The 15,293-nt window shown below is 74.3% G+C and carries 10 protein-coding genes; 1 reads left to right on the forward strand and 9 read right to left on the reverse strand.

Translation table 11 applies throughout. The features are described from left to right. The 5 genes from BM237_RS21670 to BM237_RS21690 all read right to left on the reverse strand — a co-directional run. The coding region (locus tag BM237_RS21670; protein ID WP_139238150.1) for an NAD(P)-binding protein at positions 1-575 on the reverse strand (575 nt) is incomplete at its 3' end. A 98-nt stretch (positions 576-673) separates the two neighbouring features. Beyond that, positions 674-2,422 (reverse strand): succinic semialdehyde dehydrogenase, encoded by a 1,749-nt coding sequence (locus BM237_RS21675; RefSeq protein ID WP_093851409.1) that lies wholly within the window; start codon positions 2,420-2,422, stop codon positions 674-676. 194 nt (positions 2,423-2,616) lie between these two features. Beyond that, a complete protein-coding gene (locus BM237_RS21680) occupies positions 2,617-5,004 on the reverse strand; it encodes a serine/threonine kinase C-terminal domain-containing protein (RefSeq protein WP_093851410.1) in 2,388 nt (795 codons plus the stop codon). A gap of 142 nt (positions 5,005-5,146) precedes the next feature. Further along, the gene (locus BM237_RS21685) at positions 5,147-7,090 is read right to left on the reverse strand and encodes a serine/threonine-protein kinase (RefSeq protein ID WP_093851411.1); all 1,944 of its coding nucleotides are present in this window, start codon (positions 7,088-7,090) and stop codon (positions 5,147-5,149) included. A 262-nt stretch (positions 7,091-7,352) separates the two neighbouring features. Then, on the reverse strand, positions 7,353-9,068 hold the full coding sequence (locus BM237_RS21690; protein ID WP_093851412.1) for a glycerol-3-phosphate dehydrogenase/oxidase: 1,716 nt from the start codon (positions 9,066-9,068) through the stop codon (positions 7,353-7,355). A gap of 238 nt (positions 9,069-9,306) precedes the next feature. Between BM237_RS21690 and BM237_RS21695 the strand changes: the two genes are divergently transcribed. Next, positions 9,307-10,569, forward strand: coding sequence for a nucleotide sugar dehydrogenase (locus BM237_RS21695; protein ID WP_093851413.1), 1,263 nt, complete (start codon positions 9,307-9,309; stop codon positions 10,567-10,569). A gap of 121 nt (positions 10,570-10,690) precedes the next feature. Here the strand turns inward: BM237_RS21695 and BM237_RS21700 are convergent, their stop codons facing one another. The 4 genes from BM237_RS21700 to BM237_RS21715 form a co-directional block, all read right to left on the reverse strand. Next, the gene (locus tag BM237_RS21700; RefSeq protein ID WP_093851414.1) at positions 10,691-11,800 is read right to left on the reverse strand and encodes a GuaB3 family IMP dehydrogenase-related protein; all 1,110 of its coding nucleotides are present in this window, start codon (positions 11,798-11,800) and stop codon (positions 10,691-10,693) included. Positions 11,801-11,924: 124 nt separating this feature from the next. Beyond that, complete coding sequence (guaB, locus tag BM237_RS21705) at positions 11,925-13,463, reverse strand: IMP dehydrogenase (protein WP_093851514.1); 1,539 nt, start codon at positions 13,461-13,463, stop codon at positions 11,925-11,927. Positions 13,464-13,645: 182 nt separating this feature from the next. Next, positions 13,646-14,242 carry a sigma-70 family RNA polymerase sigma factor gene (locus BM237_RS21710; protein WP_277347750.1) on the reverse strand — a complete coding sequence of 199 codons (597 nt, stop codon included), beginning with the start codon at positions 14,240-14,242 and terminating at the stop codon, positions 13,646-13,648. A gap of 349 nt (positions 14,243-14,591) precedes the next feature. After that, the gene (locus tag BM237_RS21715) at positions 14,592-15,203 is read right to left on the reverse strand and encodes a response regulator transcription factor (RefSeq protein ID WP_003948568.1); all 612 of its coding nucleotides are present in this window, start codon (positions 15,201-15,203) and stop codon (positions 14,592-14,594) included. Positions 15,204-15,293 lie beyond the last annotated feature (90 nt).

Consider the following 15,293-nt stretch of genomic DNA (forward strand, 5'->3'; position numbering starts at 1 on the left):
GCCTTGATCTCGCCTCCCGCGTCCTCGCCGTCGCCGAAGAAGACGCCCACCGGCGCCAGGTGGAAGGTGTCGCCCACGCCCATCCTCCCGGCCGCCGCCTTCAGATGGACGTCCGAGGGCGTCACCGTGGGGTTCAGCCGTACTCCCAGCATCCGCCTGGCCTGGTCGTAGTACGGCTTCAGCTCCTCCTGCCAGTCGGTGATGTGCCCCCACTGACGGTCGGCGAAGAACGCCGGCGGCGGCACGTAGAGGGTGTTGGCGTAGTTCAGCGAACCGCCGCCCACCCCGGCACCGGCCAGGATCATCACCTTGTCCATCAGATGGATGCGCTGGATGCCGTACAGGCCCAGCGCCGGGGCCCACAGGTAGTTCCTCAGGTCCCAGGAGTTCTTCGGCAGCGTCTCGCGGGTGAAGCGCCGCCCCGCCTCCAGCACCCCGACCCGGTAGCCCTTCTCCGTCAGCCGCAGCGCGGACACCGAACCGCCGAAACCGGAACCGACCACGATCACGTCGTAGTCGTACGGCTGCGGCGGGCCGGACGGCTGCTGCGCTGCTTCGTCCTGCGGTCGGGACACGGGGACCTCCGGTGGTGCGTATCGGTTCCGGGGAAGGAGGCGGAAGAGGGGCGGGGACGGGGGCGGGGCGTCGGGAGGGGCGGCGGGAGGGCGGGGCGTCAGCGGAAGCGGAACGCCTTCATCACGCGCAGGGAGGCGCTCATGAAGGCCGCGTACTTCGCGTCGTCCATACCGAGCGACGGGGCCATGGGCAGCAGCCGCTGGGTGGCGACGGTCTGCGCCTCCGTGTACTTGAGGATGCCCTCCGAGCCGTGCCGGCGGCCCACCCCGGACTCGCCCATGCCGCCCATCGGCGACTGGACGCTGCCGTACGCGGCGGCGTAGCCCTCGTTGACGTTCACCGTGCCGGTGCGCAGCCGGGCGGCGACCTCGCGGCCCCGGCGGGTGTTCCTGGTCCAGACGCTGGAGTTGAGGCCGTAAGGGGTGGCGTTGGCCAGCGCGACCGCCTCGTCCTCGTCGGAGAAGCGGTAGACGGAGACGACGGGGCCGAAGGTCTCCTCACCGCAGACGGCCATGGGTGCGGTGACGCCCTCCAGGACGGTCGGCTCGTAGAACAGCGGTCCGACGTCAGGGCGTGCCCTGCCGCCGGCCAGGACCTTCGCGCCCTTGGCGACGGCGTCGTCCACGTGCCGCACCACGTTCTCCAGCTGCCGCTTCGAGACGAGCGATCCCATGTCGGCGCCGTAGGCCAGCGCCGATCCCAGGCGCAGCGCCCTGGTGCGTGCGGTGAACCGTTCCAGGAAGGCGTCGGCGATCGAGTCGTGGACGTAGAGCCGCTCGATGGAGATGCACAGCTGCCCGGCCGAGGAGAAGGCGGCGCGCACCGCGCCCTCGGCCGCGTGGTCGACGTCGGCGTCCTCCAGCACCAGCATGGCGTTCTTGCCGCCCAGCTCCAGCGAGGTCCCCACCAGGCGGAACGCGGCCCGCTGGGCGACCTCGCGGCCGGTGCGGGTGGAACCGGTGAAGGAGACGTAGTCGGCGTGGTCGACGACCGCCGGACCGACGACCGGACCCTCGCCGATCACGATCTGCCAGACCTCGGCGGGCAGCCCGGCCTCGATCAGCAGGTCGCGCGCCCACAGGGCGGTCAGCGCGGTCTCGGTGTCGGGCTTCATGACGACGGCGTTGCCGGCGGCGAAGGCGGGCAGCGCGTCGCCGACCGACAGCTCCAGCGGGTAGTTCCACGGGGCGATCTGCCCGACCACGCCCTTGGGGTGGCGCAGCTCCCGCACCCGGGTGAGCACCGGGATGGCGCCGGTGTGGTTCCGGGGGCGCAGGTACGCCGGGGCCTTGCGGCCGTAGTGGCGGGCGGCGACGGCGACCGCCTGCACCTCCTCGTGGGCGTGCAGCCGCGCCTTGCCGGTCTCCAGCTGGACCAGGTCCAGCACCTCCGACTGGCGGGCCAGCAGCAGGTCGTGGAAGCGCAGCAGGACGGCGGCGCGCTCGCGCACCGGCCGCGCCGCCCACGTCCGCTGCGCCTCGCGGGCCCGGGCGTAGGCCTCGGCGACCTCGGCGGGGGTGGATTCGGGCAGGTCGGCCAGCTTCTCGCCGGTGAAGGGGGTGTGGCAGGCGGTGCGGCCGCTGCCCGTCAGGCCGCGGGTCAGCCGGGCGACCAGTTCGCCGGTCACCACGTCGGCGGCGGTGCGGGCGGCGGCGGGGGCGGCGGCCACCGGGTTGCCGGCCGCCGTGGGCGCGGCGGGGGCTGCGGTGACCGCGGGGGACTCAAGGGCCTCGGGGGTCTCAGGAACCACAGGGGTCCCAGGGGCTGCGGTGACCGCGGGAGCTTCGGGGCCGGTGCCCGTCGTCTGCGCCGCCCCGGTGGCGGCGGTACCTGGCGAATCCGTCATACCGGGGAGGGTACGGCGTGGGAAACCTTCTGTGTACCCGGCGGTAACCACTTTTCACGGAATCCGCCAGTGATCACTGGCACATACCTTGCGCGCATTCGGACGGCGGCCCGCAGGACGGCCCGGAGGACGGCCCGGGGTGCGACCGGAAAACGGCCTTGAGCGGCCCGGCCGGGCGGCCGGGCGGGGGCGGCTCAGCCGGTGGCGCGGTAGGTGTCGGCGATCGTGTCGAAGAGGCGGTTGATGTCGTCCTTACGGCTCTCCGGACCCCTGACCAGCAACGAGTGGTAGCGACCGTCCACGATGACCGCCCGGTCGCACATGTAGGTGCTGTCCGCGCCCTCGCGCCAGCTGAACCGGCCCTCGGCCATCACCGTCCGGCCCACCTGTATCCGCCGCATCCCGGAACTGGTCGCCCAGTCCGCGGCACGGTACGCGTCCAGCTCCCGCTGGTCGTCGGTGAGGTACGCCATCGGGTCCGAGCCGTACTCCTCGGTGGTGTCCCGGCCGGGCACCACGACGATCTCCAGGTCACCGCGTGTGAAGACCGTCCGCCCCCGGCCGTCCGGCCCCGCCCGCCGGGCGTCCTCGGGGAGCGCGATCCGGAAACCGGCCGCGTCCTCGTGCAGCGCGTAGCCGTCGAGTCCCTCCACCGGATCGCCGGCCTGCGGCCGCTCGGTGCCGGGCGCCTTCGAGCCCTCGGTCCCGTCCGGTTCCCCGGCCTCGGCCTCCCGCGGTGGGGCTTCCTCCCCCGGCTCCCCCGGCTGCTCCGGCTCCCCCGGCTGCGCGCCCACACTGCCGGGCCGCTGGTCGGCGCTGTTCCCTGCGGAACCGGCGCCGCCCTCGGGCATGTACACGGCCGCGTACACCAGCGTCCCGGTCAGCAGCAGGAGGACCAGCCCGACCAGGACCATGCCCAGCCGGCGCGGTGACCTCTGCTTCCGGGCACGCCGGTGCCGGGCGTGGGTGGCCACCAGGGAACGCTCCGCCCGCTTCCTGCGCACCAGCTCGCCGCGGCGCCTTATGATCGGCAGCCGCCTGGGGTCGGCGGGCCGGCCGGCCTCCAGCGAAAGCGGCGCGGTGACCGTGTGCAGCCCGACCTCGGGCTCGGGCGCGGAACGGATCAGGGAACGCAGCCAGCCGCCCAGCTCCTCGAAGTCCGGCCGCTCGGTCGGGTCCTGGCGCAGCAGCGACTCCACGACGGGCCGCAGCGCACCGCACTCCTCGGCGAACGCGGGCGGCTCGGCGCACACCATCTGCACCAGCTCGGCCACCGACTCCTCGGGGTAGGGCGCGTGCCCCTGGACGGCCCGGAACAGCAGCGCGCCCAGAGCCCACAGATCGGCCGCCGGGCCGACCGGCGGGGCCAGCCGCCAGTTCTCGTAGACGGGCCCGGCCTGCTCGGGGGCCCAGCGCTCGGTGACGGCGCCGACGATCGCCGTCCTGGTCTGACGGGCGCGTTCGGCGGCGAGCGCGGTGGTGGGGCCGCGGTAGCGGTCGCCGTCCTCCTCGCCCCAGCTCCGCACCGGCGGCGTCCGCTCGCCGTGCGGCTCCTCGCCGTGCGCCTCGTCGTACGGCTCGCCGTACGGGGTCGAGCCGCCGGGGGGCACCGGGCGCAGGTCCCCGGCCTGCCGACCGGCCGCGTCCCTGCGCGCCTCGACCTCGGTCCGGGCGGCGGCGGCGCGCGTACCGGCCCGGTACGCGGCGATGGCGCCGCTGCGCGCGGCGCGCTCGGCGGCCGGGCCGCCCCGCTCCGGGCGCCCGCCGCCGTCGTGGGGCGTGGGGTGGCCGTACGCCCCGTACTCCTCCGCCTCAGGGCCCTCGCCGGTGCCGGGACCGGCCAGCTGGCGGGGCACACCGGCCACCGCCGGGCCCTGGTCCGCCCCCCGGTAGCCGGGCGGCAGCCCGGGGACGCCGACCCCGGACACCTCTCCCGCCGCACCGTCCGCGGAGCCCTCCGCGGGACCGTCCACATGACCGCGCGGCAGCACGCTCGGCGGCGCCGGGAGTGGGTCGTACCCGCACAGCGCCTCCTCCGCCGCGCCGGCGGCCAGCCCGGTGAGCACGGCCCGGCCGTCGTCGCAGACGAGGACGGTGCGGGGGGTGATGTTGCGGTGGACCCAGCCTTGCGCGTGGACCGCGCGCAGGGCCGCGAGCAGGTCGGCCGCCAGCTCCGCCGCCCGGTGGGGGCTGAGCGGGCGCTCGGCGAGCAGGGCGGCCAGCGGCCGGGCCGCGACCAGTTCGCTGACGATCCACAGGCCGTCGCCCTCGACGAAGACGTCGAAGACCTGGTCGAGCCTTGGATGGTCGGGTATCCGGGAGGCGGCCAGCGCCGCCTCCACCGCGCGCCGCACGGCGGGGTCGGCCGGGCGGCGCGTGGCACGGCCGGCGCGGTCGTGCCCGTAGCCGCCCCCGCCGAGGAACTCGGCCTCGACGACCTCCGGCAGCGGCACCTGGCGGACCAGCACCTCCTGCCCGCTGGCCGTGTCGTACGCGCGGGACTCCACCAGCTCGTACTCGTCCGACGGCGGACGCGGCAAGCGGTACCGCTCGGCCAGCAGCCGACCCGAGTACTCGTCCACGGCGCCCTCCCCACACGACCTGGTGCCCTACCGGTCCGTCAAGACCCGTTCACGGCGGCCGGATAGCGGACGCACAGGGTCTGCGTACTATCACGATACGTGCCCGGGCGGCCTCGCGTCGCCCGTCGGCCGGTTGTACCTCTCAGTCCCGGGGGCGGAACGTCCGGAACGCGGTCTCCCGCACCGTGCGGCACTCCTCGCCGTCCCACTTCTCCGTCTCACAGGTGATCATGATGGCGTAGCCGTGGGTGTCGTCGACCCGGAAGCCGCGGTTGAGGACGCGCACCCGCTTCCCGCTCTCCACGCGTTCGAACGTCCAGTCCGCGACGGTCGGGTAGTCCCGCCACTTCACGGGCTCGATGTCCACCAGGGAGTAGCCGGTGCTGCTGCCGCGCACGGCGGGCTCCAGGGAGCGCCAGGCGCCCGCCGCGCTGTCCCCGGGGCTGCCGTTGAAGTCGACCTGGACCTTGGGGTAGCCGCCGCCGGCCGGGGCGTACTTGCCGCCGGAGTTCCGGCCCGCTATCCCGGCGCGCTCGTAGCCCTCGGGCATCGCCATCGAGAAGTGGAAGCGGTCGTCGGTGACCGTCTCGTAGCCCTCGGGCAGCCCCTCGCCGCCCTGTCCGCCCTTGCCGCCGTCCTCGCCGTCCTCCCGCTTCTCCCCGTCGTCCTTCCCGTCGTCCTTCCCGCCGTCCTCGTCGGCGGACGGCTCGGAGGAGGGCTCGGCGGACGGCTCGGCGGAGGACGCGCCCGGTCCGCCGTCCTTGCCGTCCTGCCCGGCGGTCGGGGCCGCGGACGTACCGGATCCGGCCCGCCCGCCGGACTCCTCGTCACCGCCCGCGAACGCGAAGGCCAGGACGGTGCCGAGCAGGGCCAGCACCACGACGGCGACCACCGCGAGCCCGGCGGGCTGCCGTGCCATACGGGCCGCGCGGGCCACACCGGCCGGGGCGGCGGTGGTGGCCGCGGCGCCGCCGGCCGCTCCGGGGGCGCCCGCGGCGCCCTTCCCGCCGGTCTTCTCCCCGGCCTCCCCGGCCTTCCCCTCCTCGCCGCGCCCGGCTGCCCCAGCCGATGCGGCCGATGCGGCCGATGCGGCGCGTACGGACCGCAGCGCCCCACGCAGCCGCTCACCGCCCGCGCCGCCCGCGGCAGCCGGGCCGGCCGCCCCGGCGCCGGCCACCGGGAGCACGGTCGTACGGGTGCCCTCCGGCTCCTCCTTCTTCTTCTCCTTCTCGCCCCCGGCGTGCGGCCCGCGGGCCGCACGCTCCAGCAGCACCCGCGCGCCCGGCTCGTCCAGCCGCTTGTCCGCGTCCTTGTCCAGCAGGCCGTGGATGACCGCCTCCAGCGCCCCGGCGCGCTTGGGGGGCTCCAGCGGCTCGGTCATCACCGCGGTCAGGGTGGCGATCGCCGACCCCTTGTCGTACGGCGGGTGGCCCTCCACCGCCGCGTACAGCAGCCCGCCCAGCGACCACAGGTCGGAGGGCGGGCCGGGGCGCTGACCGCGCGCCCGCTCCGGCGCTATGTAGGAGGGCGCGCCGACCAGCATGCCGGTGGAGGTGAGGGAGGGGTCGCCCTCGATCTGGGCGATGCCGAAGTCGGTGAGGACGACCCGGCCGTCCTCGTCGGCGATCAGGACGTTGGAGGGCTTCACGTCGCGGTGCAGGATGCCCTCGCGGTGCGCGGCGCGCAGCACGTCGAGGATCGCCAGGCCCACCTCGGCCGCCCGCCGCGGCTCCAGCGGGCCGTCCTCGCGCAGCACGTCGGCCAGGGAGCGGCCGTCGATCAGCTCCATGACGATCCAGGGGCGGTCGTCCTCGTCGACCACGTCGTAGACGGTGACGGCGCTGCTGCTGCGGATGCGCGCGATGGCCTTGGCCTCGCGCAGCGTGCGGGTGATCAGCCGGCGCTTCTCCTCCTCGTCGATGCTGGAGGGGAAGCGCAGTTCCTTCACCGCGACGGTACGGCCCAGGACCTCGTCCTCGGCCCGCCACACGGTGCCCATTCCGCCGCGGCCCAGGACGTCGCCCAACCGGTAACGCCCGCCCAGCAGCCGTCCGGCCTTCTTGCCGCGGCCGTCCACGTCGCTCATGCGTCCCCTCACACTCAGCCCGCCCCAGCAGTGGCCCCATTCTCCCCCACGGGGCGGACCGCGGTGCACGCGGCCGGGGACACACAACCGGAACGGCGGTGCGCGGGGCCGGGGCTGACGCCCCGGCATCCGCGGGCGCGCCGGGCGCGCCCGCGCACCGGCCGCGCACCGGCCGCGTACCGGCCGCGTACCGGCCATGTACCGGCCATGTACCGGCCGCGCGGTGTCCGCCGGTGACGTTCCGTCACCGGCGGACGGTGCGTCACAGCGGCTGGAGCGGCACGATGTCCGGGGCGCCCAGGCGCGCGGCGTCGGCGGTCTGGTCGTCGGGCTGGCGCTGGGACTCCCGCTCGGCCTCGACCCGCTTGTGGTAGTGCTCCACCTCGCGGTCGATCTGCCCGGCGTCCCAGCCGAGCACCGGGGCCATCAGCTCGGCGCACTCCCGCGCGCTGCGCGTGCCGCGGTCGAAGGTCTCGATGGAGATGCGGGTGCGGCGGGTGAGGACGTCGTCCAGGTGGCGCGCGCCCTCATGGGTGCAGGCGTACACCACCTCCGCCCTGAGGTAGTCGTCGGCGCACGGCAGCGGCTCGCCCAGGCTCGGGTCGGCGGCGACCAGCTCCAGCACCTCGTCGGTCAGCGAGCCGTACCGGCCCAGCAGATGCTCCACGCGCGCCACGTGCAGCCCGGTGCGGGCGGCGATGCGGGCGCGGGCGTTCCACATCGCGTGGTAGCCCTCGGCCCCGACCAGCGGCACCTCCTCCGTGGTGCACTCGGCGACGCGGTGGTCGAGCCCGTGGACGGCCTCGTCGACCGCGTCCTTGGCCATCACCCGGTACGTCGTGTACTTGCCGCCCGCGACGACCACCAGGCCCGGCACCGGGTGGGCGACGGTGTGCTCGCGCGAGAGCTTGCTGGTGGCGTCCGACTCCCCGGCCAGCAGCGGGCGCAGTCCGGCGTACACGCCCTCCACGTCGTCGCGGGTGAGCGGCACGGCCAGCACCGAGTTGACGTGGTCGAGCAGGTAGTCGATGTCGGCGCTGGAGGCCGCCGGGTGGGCCTTGTCCAGATCCCATCCGGTGTCGGTGGTGCCGATGATCCAGTGCCGTCCCCAGGGGATGACGAACAGCACGCTCTTCTCGGTGCGCAGGATCAGGCCGGTGGTGGAGTGGATGCGGTCGCGGGGCACCACCAGGTGGATGCCCTTGGAGGCGCGGACGTGGAACTGCCCGCGCTCGGCGGTCAGCCGCTGGGTGTCGTCGGTCCACACGCCGGTGGCGTTGACGACCTGCTTGGCCCGGATCTCGTACTCGCCGCCCTGCTCCAGGTCCTCCACCCGGGCGCCGACCACGCGCTCGCCCTCGCGCAGGAAGCCCACCACGCGGGCCCGGTTGGCGGCGTGGGCGCCGTAGGCGGCCGCGGTGCGCACCAGGGCGGCGACGTAGCGGGCGTCGTCCATCTGCGCGTCGTAGTACTGCAGGGCGCCCACCAGCGCGTCCTTGCGCAGGGCGGGAGCCACCCGCAGGGCCTGGCGGCGCGTCAGATGCCGGTGGTGGGGCAGGCCGCGACTGCGTCCGGAGGCCGTGGCGAGCACGTCGTACAGCGCCACGCCGGAGCCCGCGTACAGCCGCTCCCAGCCCCGGTGCCGCAGCGGGTAGAGGAAGGGGACGGGCCTGACCAGGTGGGGGGCGATCCGCTGGAGCAGCAGCCCGCGCTCCTTGAGCGCCTCGCGCACCAGCGTGAAGTCCAGCATCTCCAGATAGCGCAGCCCGCCGTGGATGAGCTTGCTGGAGCGGCTGGAGGTGCCCGAGGCCCAGTCGCGCGCCTCGACGATGCCCGTCGACAGGCCGCGGGTCGCCGCGTCCAGGACGGTGCCGGCGCCGACCACCCCGCCACCGACGACCAGTATGTCCAGCTCGCGCTCCGACATGCGGGCGAGCGCCTCGGCCCGCTCGGCCGGTCCCAGTGCCGCTGTCCTCACCACTGCCTCCCTGATATGCCGATACCCCGGTCGATCGCCCGTCCGTACACCTGTCCGTACGCCTGTCCGTACCCGCCCTGGCACCTACCCGTTCGTCCGCCGATCCCACGACTTCGACCCGGGCGGACACCGCTCCGCACGCAATCCACCATATCTGTCATATATGCGCTTAACCTGACATCGCCCCATAAGCCAGCCAGCCCCACGAGTCCGCCGACAGGGGAAGGGACGCCGCCTCATGCCCGCAGATCTCGCCGTCCTCGGTCTGGGTCGTCTGGGTCTTCCCGCGGCCCGGGCCGCCGCGGCCGCCGGTATCCGCACCATCGGCTACGACCCCGACGAGCACGCCGTGCGCGAGCTGGGCGCGGGACGCCCGCCGGCGGGCGGCGGGCTGTCGGCGGCCGAGGTGCGCAAGATGGCCTCGGCCGGCTTCCGCGCCACCTCGGACCCGTCCGTGCTGGGCCGGGTCCGCACCGCCCTGATCTGCGCCCCCACCCCGCAGGGCGAGGGCCGCGCCCCGGACCTGGGCGCGGTACGGGCGGCGGCGCTCACGCTCGGTGAGCGGCTGCGCCCGAGGACCACGGTCGTGGTGGAGTCCGCCGTCCACCCCGGCGGCACCGAGGAGTACGTCGCCCCGCTGCTGGAGAAGGCCTCGGGGCTGCGGGCCGGGCACGACTTCCACCTCGCCTGCGCCCCCTCCCGCCTCGACCCCGGCAACCGCTCCCACGGCTACACCAACACCCCGCGGGTGATCGGCGGGCTGACCCCGGCCTGCACGGAGGCCGCCGCCGCCTTCTACGGGCGGCTGGTGGAGAAGGTGGTGCGGGCCCGCGGCCTGCGCGAGGCCGAGACGGCGGCGGTGCTGGAGACCAACTTCCGGCATGTGAACATCGCCCTGGTCAACGAGATGGCCGTGCTCTGCCACGACCTCGGCGTGGACCTGTGGGACGTGATCCGCTGCGCGGAGACCAAGCCGTTCGGCTTCCACGCCTTCCGGCCGGGCCCGGGCGTGGGCGGCCACGGCGTCCCCGTCGACCCCGCCTGCCTGGACCGCGCGGGACGCACCCCGGGCTACCCGCTGCGCCTGGTCGAGGTCGCCCAGGAGGCCAACGCCCGGATGCCGCGCTATGTGGCGCAGCGCGCGGCGACCCTGCTCAACGAGCACGGCAAGTCGGCCCGCGGCGCCCGCGTCCTGCTGCTGGGCGTCACCTACAAGCCCGACCTCGCCGACCGGACCGGCTCCCCCGCCCCCGAGATCGCCCTGCGGCTGATGGAGATGGGGGCGCAGATCGGCTACCACGACCCGCATGTGCCGCAGTGGCGGGTGGCCGGCCGTCCCGTCCCGCGCGCCGATTCCCTCCACGAGGCCGCCGCCGCGGCCGACCTCACCCTGCTCCTCCAGCACCATCGCGTCTACGACCTGCAGAGCCTGTCGGCCAAGGCCCAGCTCCTGCTGGACACCCGCGGCGCCAGCCCGACGGGGGCGGCCCACCGGCTGTGACGCGGGCGCCCGCCGCGGCGGCGCGCACACGGCGAACAAGGAAAGGGGCCGGGCCCGGTGGACGCACCACCGGGCCCGGCCCCTCCGCCGCACGGGTTCCGCCGCACGCGTGCTCTCGCGCTCAGCGGGAGACGGTGACCTCCACGCGCTGGAACTCCTTGAGCTCCGAGTAGCCGGTGGTGGCCATGGCCCGGCGCAGGGCGCCGAAGAAGTTCATGTGGCCCTCGGGGCTGTGCGAGGGGCCGAGCAGGATCTCCTCGGTGGTGCCGACCGTGCCGAGGTTGACGCGCCTGCCGCGCGGCACGTCCTCGTGGACGGCCTCCATGCCCCAGTGGTGCCCGTGGCCGGGCGCGTCGGTGGCACGGGCCAGCGGGGAGCCCATCATCACCGCGTCCGCGCCGCAGGCGACGGCCTTGGGCAGGTCGCCGGACCAGCCCACGCCGCCGTCGGCGATGACGTGGACGTACCGGCCGCCGGACTCGTCCAGGTAGTCGCGGCGGGCCGCCGCCACGTCGGCGACGGCGGTGGCCATCGGCACCTGGATGCCCAGCACGTTGCGGGTGGTGTGCGCGGCGCCGCCGCCGAAACCGACCAGCACGCCCGCGGCGCCGGTGCGCATCAGGTGCAGCGCGGCGGTGTACGTGGCGCAGCCGCCGACGATGACGGGGACGTCGAGCTCGTAGATGAACTGCTTGAGGTTGAGCGGTTCGGCCGCCGAGGAGACGTGCTCGGCGGAGACGGTGGTGCCGCGGATGACGAAGATGTCCACGCCCGCGTCCACGACCGCCTTGGAGAACTGCGCGGTGCGCTGCGGCGACAGCGCGGCGGCCGTCACCACGCCGGAGTCGCGCACCTCCTTGATCCGCCGCCCGATCAGCTCCTCCTGGATGGGGGCGGAGTAGATCTCCTGGAGCCGGCGGGTCGCCACGGCCTCGTCCATCTCGGCGATCTCGTGGAGCAGCGGCTCGGGGTCCTCGTAACGCGTCCACAGGCCTTCGAGGTTGAGCACCCCCAGGCCGCCCAGCTCGCCGATGCGGATCGCGGTGCGCGGCGAGACGACCGAGTCCATCGGTGCGGCCAGGAACGGCAGCTCGAAGCGGTAGGCGTCGATCTGCCAGGCGATCGAGACCTCCTTCGGGTCCCGCGTGCGGCGACTGGGCACCACCGCGATGTCGTCGAAGGCGTACGCCCGCCTCCCGCGCTTGCCGCGGCCGATCTCGATCTCAGTCACGTGCTGTGCCCTTCCTACGGTCTACGCACCCAGTATCCCCGAGCGGGACACCGGGGACGCGCACCGGGTGAGCCGGCCTCGGTCACGGCCCGCCCGGGCCGTGACCGAGGCCGGCCGGTCCGTCTCAGCGCCGGGAGTAGTTCGGCGCCTCGGTGGTCATCTGGACGTCGTGCGGGTGGCTCTCCTTGAGCCCGGCCGCGGTGATGCGCACGAAGCGCCCCCTGGCCTTCAGCTCCGGCACCGTTTGGCCGCCGACGTAGAACATCGACTGGCGCAGACCGCCGACGAGCTGGTGCACCACCGCGCCCAGCGGGCCGCGGTAGGGGACCTGGCCCTCGACGCCCTCGGGGACGAGCTTGTCGTCGGCGGCGACCGTCTCCTGGAAGTAGCGGTCCTTGGAGTAGGACTTGGCCTGGCCGCGCGACTGCATCGCGCCCAGCGAGCCCATGCCGCGGTAGGACTTGAACTGCTTGCCGTTGATGAACAGCAGCTCGCCCGGCGACTCCTCGCAGCCCGCCAGCAGGCTGCCGAGCATCACGGTGTCGGCGCCGGCGACCAGGGCCTTGGCGATGTCGCCGCTGTACTGCAGCCCGCCGTCGCCGATGACCGGGACGCCGCTCTCCCGCGCGGCGAGCGCGGCCTCGTAGATCGCGGTGACCTGCGGGACGCCGATGCCGGCGACGACGCGGGTGGTGCAGATCGAGCCCGGCCCGACGCCGACCTTGACGCCGTCGGCGCCGGAGTCGATCAGCGCCCTGGCGCCGTCGCGGGTGGCGACGTTGCCGCCGACCACGTCGACCGAGGAGTTGGACTTGATCTTGGCGACCATCTCGCCGACCAGCTTCGAGTGGCCGTGCGCGGTGTCCACGACGATGAAGTCGGCGCCCGCCTCGATCAGCGCCTGGGCCCGCTCGAAGGCGTCACCGGCCACGCCGACCGCCGCGCCGACGATGAGGCGGCCCTCGTCGTCCTTGGCGGCGTGCGGGTACTTCTCCGCCTTGACGAAGTCCTTGACGGTGATCAGGCCCTTGAGCACCCCGTCGCCGTCGACCAGCGGCAGCTTCTCGATCTTGTGGCGGCGCAGCAGCTCCATGGCCTCCGCGCGCGAGATGCCCACCTTGCCGGTGACCAGCGGCATCGGCGTCATGACCTCGCGGACCTCGCGGCTGCGGTCGGTCTCGAAGGCCATGTCGCGGTTGGTGACGATGCCCAGCAGCTTGCCGGAGGCGTCGGTGACCGGCACGCCGCTGATGCGGAAGCGGCCGCACAGCTCGTCGGCCTCGCGCAGCGTGGCGTCGGGGCGGATGGTGATCGGGTCGGTGACCATGCCGGACTCCGACCGTTTGACCTGGTCGACCTGGTCGGCCTGGTCCTCGATCGAGAGGTTGCGGTGCAGCACGCCGACACCGCCCTGCCGGGCCATGGCGATCGCCATGCGGGCCTCGGTGACCTTGTCCATCGCCGCGGAGATCAGCGGGACGTTCACCTTCACGTTGCGCGAGACGTACGAGGAGGTGTCGATGTCCTGCGGGGCCATGTCCGACTCGCCCGGCAGCAGCAGCACGTCGTCGTAGGTCAGCCCGAGTGCGGCGAACTTCGCGGGAACCCCGTCGGCACTGCCGGCACCGCCGACGCTGCCCGTACTGCCGACGTTGTCCGTCATGACGCCTTCCATGGCACCTTCCCCAATACTCTTGCCCGGCGCGGACGTCCATGCTAACGGGCTCGGAAGGAGCCCCGTACCGCCGCGGGACCGCCCGCGGCCGAGGCCGGCGGGATCGCCGCCGGGCCGCTCACCGGATGGCCGGATGGCCGGATGGCCGGATGACTGTGATCGGCCCCGGATCACTGCTCCGCGAGGGCGCGCAGCCGCGACAGGGCTCGATGCTGGGCAACGCGCACGGCCCCCGGGGACATTCCGAGCATCTGCCCGGTCTCCTCGGCGGTGAGCCCGACCGCCACCCGCAGCAGCACCAGTTCGCGCTGGTGCTCGGGAAGGTTGGCCAGCAGCTTCCTCGCCCACTCGGCGTCGCTGCTCAGCAGGGCCCGCTCCTCCGGGCCGAGCGAGTCGTCGGGCCGCTCGGGCATCTCGTCCGAGGGCACCGCCGTACTGCCCGGCCCGCGCATGGCGGCCCGCTGCAGATCGGCGACCTTGTGCTGGGCGATGGCGACCACGAACGCCTCGAAGGGCTTGCCGGTGTCGCGGTAGCGCGGCAGTGCGCACAGCACCGCCAGGCAGACCTCCTGGGCCAGGTCGTCCACGAAGTGCCGGGCGTCTCCGGGCAGCCGGGTCAGCCGCGTCCTGCAGTACCGCAGGGCGAGGGGGTGGACACGGGCGAGCAGGTCGTGGGTGGCCCGCTCGTCGCCCTCCACAGCGCGCCGGACGAGGGCACCGATCTCACCGCGGCCGTCGGCCGGGGATGGCGTCTCGTCGTCACGCATCGGTCCATGGTGCACCCGGCGCGGCCGTTCCGCCGCACCCCGTCCGTGGTTGTGCACTGAAGCGTTATGGGCAGGCGCACTCGCTGTCACGTCCCGCGCCCTCCCCTCACGCCCGGCCGTCACGTCCCCGAGGAACTCCATACATCCAGGATGCGGCACGCCGGAGATTACGGCACCGGCCCCCGTGTCCCGAAGGCCCCGCCTCCCGGTGCTCCGGGACCGGCGGGGCGTCTTCGGGACGCACCGCGCCCACGGCGCACGCGGTGTGCGCGGCGTGTACGGCCGGCCGCGGTCCGGAGGACGGCCGGACCGGCGGACGGGCTCGCCGGCGGGGCCGCCCCCGCCGGCGCTAGCGGACGAGGCCCCAGCGGAAGCCGAGCGCCACGGCGTGCGCCCGGTCGGAAGCCCCGAGCTTCTTGAACAGCCGCCGCGCATGGGTCTTCACCGTGTCCTCGGAAAGGAACAGCTCGCGTCCGATCTCGGCGTTGGAGCGACCGTGGCTCATGCCCTCCAGCACCTGGATCTCGCGGGCGGTGAGCGTCGGCGCGGCGCCCATCTCGGCCGAGCGCAGCCGCCGCGGCGCGAGCCGCCAGGTGGGGTCGGCCAGCGCCTGGGTGACCGTGGCCCGCAGCTCGGCGCGCGAGGCGTCCTTGTGCAGATAGCCGCGGGCGCCGGCGGCGACGGCGAGCGCGACGCCGTCCAGGTCCTCCGCCACGGTCAGCATGATGATGCGGGCGCCGGGGTCGGCCGACAGCAGGCGCCGTACGGTCTCGACACCGCCCAGGCCGGGCATCCGGACGTCCATGAGGATGAGGTCGGAACGGTCGGCGCCCCAGCGGCGGAGGACTTCCTCGCCGTTGGCCGCGGTCGTCACACGTTCCACGCCGGGCACGGTCGCGACCGCGCGGCGCAGCGCCTCTCGGGCAAGCGGGGAGTCGTCGCAGACGAGGACGGAAGTCATGATCGCCCTCCGCAGCTCATGCGCATCACCTTAGGCCTCCAGGGCTGGTACGAATCGTCACCTGTGCGGTTGACCGCCCCGGACATCCGT

Origin of the sequence: Streptomyces mangrovi (assembly GCF_900114215.1) — a bacterium.
In the GTDB taxonomy this organism is placed as follows: Bacteria; Actinomycetota; Actinomycetes; order Streptomycetales; family Streptomycetaceae; genus Streptomyces; species Streptomyces barkulensis.

Coding starts and splice junctions, on each gene's coding strand:
- BM237_RS21695 (WP_093851413.1), top strand. CDS start 9,307: ATGCCCGCAGATCTCGCCGTCCTCGGTCTGGGTCGTCTGGGTCTTCCC.
- BM237_RS21685 (WP_093851411.1), bottom strand. CDS start 7,090: ATGAGCGACGTGGACGGCCGCGGCAAGAAGGCCGGACGGCTGCTGGGC.
- guaB (WP_093851514.1), bottom strand. CDS start 13,463: ATGACGGACAACGTCGGCAGTACGGGCAGCGTCGGCGGTGCCGGCAGT.
- BM237_RS21715 (WP_003948568.1), bottom strand. CDS start 15,203: ATGACTTCCGTCCTCGTCTGCGACGACTCCCCGCTTGCCCGAGAGGCG.
- BM237_RS21675 (WP_093851409.1), bottom strand. CDS start 2,422: ATGACGGATTCGCCAGGTACCGCCGCCACCGGGGCGGCGCAGACGACG.
- BM237_RS21710 (WP_277347750.1), bottom strand. CDS start 14,242: ATGCGTGACGACGAGACGCCATCCCCGGCCGACGGCCGCGGTGAGATC.